This is a genomic window from Phenylobacterium sp. (genome assembly GCF_020402505.1).
GTDB lineage: Bacteria > Pseudomonadota > Alphaproteobacteria > Caulobacterales > Caulobacteraceae > Phenylobacterium.
This window is the reverse complement of the sequence record NZ_JADBZL010000058.1, coordinates 1-3785: the sequence shown is the minus strand read 5'-3', so window position 1 is coordinate 3785 and position 3785 is coordinate 1. Positions and strand designations below refer to the sequence as shown.

Annotated in this window: 4 protein-coding genes and 1 tRNA gene; 4 read left to right on the top strand and 1 reads right to left on the bottom strand. The window is 66.8% G+C overall.

The genetic code is table 11. The features are described from left to right. Window positions 1-4 precede the first annotated feature (4 nt). A tRNA-Cys gene (locus tag IM632_RS04735) sits at window positions 5-78 on the bottom strand. A gap of 164 nt (window positions 79-242) precedes the next feature. Here IM632_RS04735 and IM632_RS04730 point away from each other — a divergent pair. The 4 genes from IM632_RS04730 to IM632_RS04715 all read left to right on the top strand — a co-directional run. Continuing rightward, window positions 243-812: a protein-L-isoaspartate O-methyltransferase gene (locus IM632_RS04730; RefSeq protein WP_296518623.1), complete on the top strand. Its 570-nt coding sequence runs from the start codon at window positions 243-245 to the stop codon at window positions 810-812. 149 nt (window positions 813-961) lie between these two features. Further along, a complete protein-coding gene (locus IM632_RS04725) occupies window positions 962-2461 on the top strand; it encodes a TolC family outer membrane protein (protein ID WP_296479934.1) in 1500 nt (499 codons plus the stop codon). Window positions 2462-2650: 189 nt separating this feature from the next. After that, a complete protein-coding gene (locus IM632_RS04720; RefSeq protein ID WP_296479935.1) occupies window positions 2651-3160 on the top strand; it encodes a DUF2497 domain-containing protein in 510 nt (169 codons plus the stop codon). A 65-nt stretch (window positions 3161-3225) separates the two neighbouring features. Next, on the top strand, window positions 3226-3785 hold a 560-nt coding region (locus IM632_RS04715; RefSeq protein WP_296534524.1), incomplete at its 3' end, for a class I tRNA ligase family protein.

Sequence of the window (3785 nt, the reverse complement as noted above, 5' to 3'; positions counted from 1 at the left end):
GGTTTGGAGGCCTGACCCGGAATCGAACCGGGGTGCACGGATTTGCAGTCCGCTGCGTCACCACTCCGCCATCAGGCCGCACCGGTCCGCACCGGGCCGGCGATCGCTAACAGATGGCGCTGGCCGGGGCAATGTCCGAGACGGCCCGCATTGCCTTGAATGCAGCCCGGGTCGTATAAGCGCGATGGCCCGTCAGGCCCCCTGGGCGTCGCCGCCCCTTCCTCCAGCCGACCGGAGACGTCATGGACGATACCTTTGCAGCCCGACTGAACATGGTGGAGAGCCAGGTCCGGACAGCTGATGTGACCGATCTTCGGATTCAGGACGCCATGCGACGGATCCCCCGGGAGGCCTTCCTTCCCGCGACGCGCGCCTACCAGGCCTATGCCGACGTCGAGCCAGAATATGCGCCGGGACGGCGTCTCCTGAGGCCTCGGGATGTCGCCAAGCTGGTCCAGCTCGCCGCGCCGGTCGCGGGAGAGCAAGGCCTGGCGATCGCGGCGCCTTACGCCGCCTCGCTATTGGAGGCCTGCGGGGTGGCAGTGACACGGTTTGACGACGAGGCGCTCGCCCGGCCGCCAGCAGGTCCCTTCGACATCCTCGTCTGCGAGGGAGCGATGGGGCAGATCCCAGCGGAGTGGCTAGAGGCCCTGTCAGTTGGGGGGCGGGCGGTGGTCATCGAGCGCCAGGGTCCGGCGGGCCGCGCTGTCGTCTACCTCAGGACCTCTGAGGGCTTCGGACGTCGCACGGGCTTCGACGCAACGCCCGCCTTTCTGCCTGGCCTCGAGCCGCAGATTGGCTTCGCTTTCTGAACACTAAGTCGTCGGGCCGGACGGGCTCGCCTGGAAACACAATCGTAAGGCCCGGGTGAATAATCCTTAAGGTCAGCTCCACTGGCTTCCGGCGGAAACGCCGGTCATAAGGGTGGATGTTCAGCCCGTCCGGAAGTTGGGGATAAGAGATGATCATGCGACATCGCAGCCGCTGGCTTGCTGCGGTTTCTCTGGCGGCTTTATCGCTTGCGCCGTCCGCGGCGTCCGCCGAGACCCTCGCGGAAGCCATCGCCATGGCCTACGCTTCCAATCCGACCCTCCAGGCCCAGCGCGCGCAGCTCCGGGCCCTGGACGAGAACTGGTATCAGGCACGGGCAGGCTATCGACCCACCCTGTCAGTCAGCGGCCGCGCCACCTGGTCGGAGACGACGATTCCCGGAACCCGGCCGCTTGTAGATGTCGAAAACAACTCCGGTTCGGCCGTTCTGTCCCTGACCCAGCCTGTTTACTCGGGCGGGCGGGTGGCCTCAGCGGTCTCGGCGGCCGAGGCAGACAGCCTGTCCGGTCGTGAAGGCCTCCGTCGCGTCGAGGCGCAGGTCCTCGGCCAGGTGATCCAGTCCTATGTCGACGTCCGCCGGGACCAGGAGGCGTTGAGAATTCGCCAGACCAACGTCGCGGTCCTTCAGCGGCAGCTTGATGAGTCCCGCGCCCGGTTCGAAGTGGGCGAGATTACGCGAACAGACGTGGCCCAGTCCGAGGCCCGTCTCGCGGCCGCCGTCGCCCTCCTGAACTCCGCCCAGGCCACCCTTGCAACCTCTCGCGCCAGTTACGAGGCCGTGGTTGGGCAGGCTCCCGGGACTCTTGCCCCTGAACCCCCAATCGGCGCCCTCCTGCCCGCCTCCGTCGAGCAGGCCTGGGATCTGGCCGAGAGCGGCAGCCCGGTTGTGCGGGCGGCGGAGTACGCTGAGCAGGCCAGTCGTGCTCGGATCGCCGGGGCCCGGGCCGAGCAGATGCCCACCATCGCCCTTCAAGGCCAACTGGGCTACAGCGGGCTTGCCAGCCCGCTGCACACCGATGCCTACTCCCGGGCGCTGTCCGGCTCGGCGGTGGTCAGCGTTCCAATCTTTTCGGGGGGGCAGACGCTTTCCAGGATCCGGGCCGCGACGGAGCGGAATACGGTCGACCGCCTGGGCGTAGAGAATGCCCGTCGGACCGTCCGCCAGACGATTACCCAGTCCTGGAGTACGCTCCAGGCCGCGCGCAGCAACATCGAGGCGACGGACAAGCAGGTCCGCGCCGCCCGGATCGCTGCCGAGGGTGTCGTCCAGGAGCAAAGGGTCGGTCTGCGCACCACGATTGACGTCCTCAACGCCGAACAGGAACTTCGTGCCGCCGAGCTCGCTCAGGTCAGCGCCCGCAGGGATGAATATGTCGCCGCCGCCGGCGTCCTCAGCCAGGTCGGTCGTCTGCAGGTGGGTTATCTGGTCCCTGAGGTTCCCCGCTACGATCCCTCGGCCAACTTCCGGAATCTGCGGGTCACCTGGGGTTGGGTGCCATGGGAAGTCCCGGGTTCTGGTCTTGACGGTATCCTGGTCCCCAAGCCGGCGATCATACCAGATCGCCCGGTCCCGGCCGCACCGTCACCACCGCCGGTGAGTCCGCCAGAGGCGCTGCCCCCCGCAAGGTAGGACCTTCCGGGCCGGGGCTACGCCGTCGGCCATGGAATCCCCGGGGAATCAGCTATCTTCAAGTATGAAGCCCGTGCATGTCCGTCGGGAATTGCCTGTTAAGTTATGTGCGCCTAGCCTCAGGTCCGAGGTTGGTCCTTTCCCGAATCGCGGTGGCGGATGTCCGACGAGTCCAAGCAAGAACCGACAATGGAGGAAATTCTCGCCTCCATTCGTCGCATCATCTCCGAGGATGATGGTGAGAATTCGGAGGAGGCTCCTGAGGAGGCTGGCTTTTCCCCTCCGGTCGAAACCATCGATTCGGGGGACAGAGATGAGCCGGAGTTCCCGCCGCCACCCGAGCCTGAGCTCAAGACAGAGCCTGAGCCTGAGCCTGAGCCTCAGCCTGAGCCTGAGGTGGAGGTTGAAGAAGACGTCCTGGATCTGACGGACCGCGTTGATCCAGTGGGAGACATTGAGCCCCTGCGTCCTCAGCCCGCCCTTGTGTCCGACCCCACAGCAGCCGCTGCGGCGGCGGCCTTTGGTCATCTCTCGGCGTCACTCCTGATGCCGCAGGATTTCCGCACCCTGGAGGACGTTGTCCGGGAGCTTCTTCGTCCGCTTCTGAAGCAGTGGCTGGACAACCACCTTCCCGAAATCGTCGAAGCCCAGGTCCAGGCGGAGATCGAGCGGATTTCGCGGAGCGGCCGGGTCCGTTAGGCGTTTCCAGCAACTATCCTTGACGTGAACGGTCCTTCCGTTACGGGTCCGCCTCGGAAACCGCCATGCTTGACAAGACCTTCGATCCCAAGACCGCCGAGCCTCGGCTCTATGCCCGCTGGGAGGCCTCCGGGGCCTTCTCGCCGACCGACGATCCGTCGGCCGAGCCCTTCTCCGTGGTCATCCCGCCGCCCAACGTCACGGGCTCGCTGCACATCGGCCATGCCCTGAACAACACCCTCCAGGACGTGCTGATCCGGTTCGAGCGCATGCGGGGCAAGGCGGCGCTCTGGCTCCCGGGCACCGACCACGCCGGCATCGCCACCCAGATGGTGGTCGAGCGCCAGCTGGCCGCCGAGGGCAACATCGGCCGGCGGGACATGGGGCGCGAGGCCTTCGTCGAGCGCGTCTGGGCCTGGAAGGCCGAGAGCGGCGGGACCATCACCCGCCAGCTGCGCCGGCTGGGGGCCTCCTGCGACTGGAGCCGGGAGCGCTTCACCCTCGACGAGGGGCTGAGCGCGGCGGTCCGCAAGGTCTTCGTCACCCTGCACAAGCAGGGCCTGCTCTACCGCGACAAGCGGCTGGTGAACTGGGACCCGCACCTGCAGACCGCCATTTCCGACCT

Bases quoted from the DNA above. Each gene is read 5' to 3' on its own strand.
- IM632_RS04720 (WP_296479935.1), top strand. From the start codon at position 2,651: ATGGAGGAAATTCTCGCCTCCATTCGTCGCATCATCTCCGAGGATGAT.
- IM632_RS04730 (WP_296518623.1), top strand. From the start codon at position 243: ATGGACGATACCTTTGCAGCCCGACTGAACATGGTGGAGAGCCAGGTC.
- IM632_RS04725 (WP_296479934.1), top strand. From the start codon at position 962: ATGATCATGCGACATCGCAGCCGCTGGCTTGCTGCGGTTTCTCTGGCG.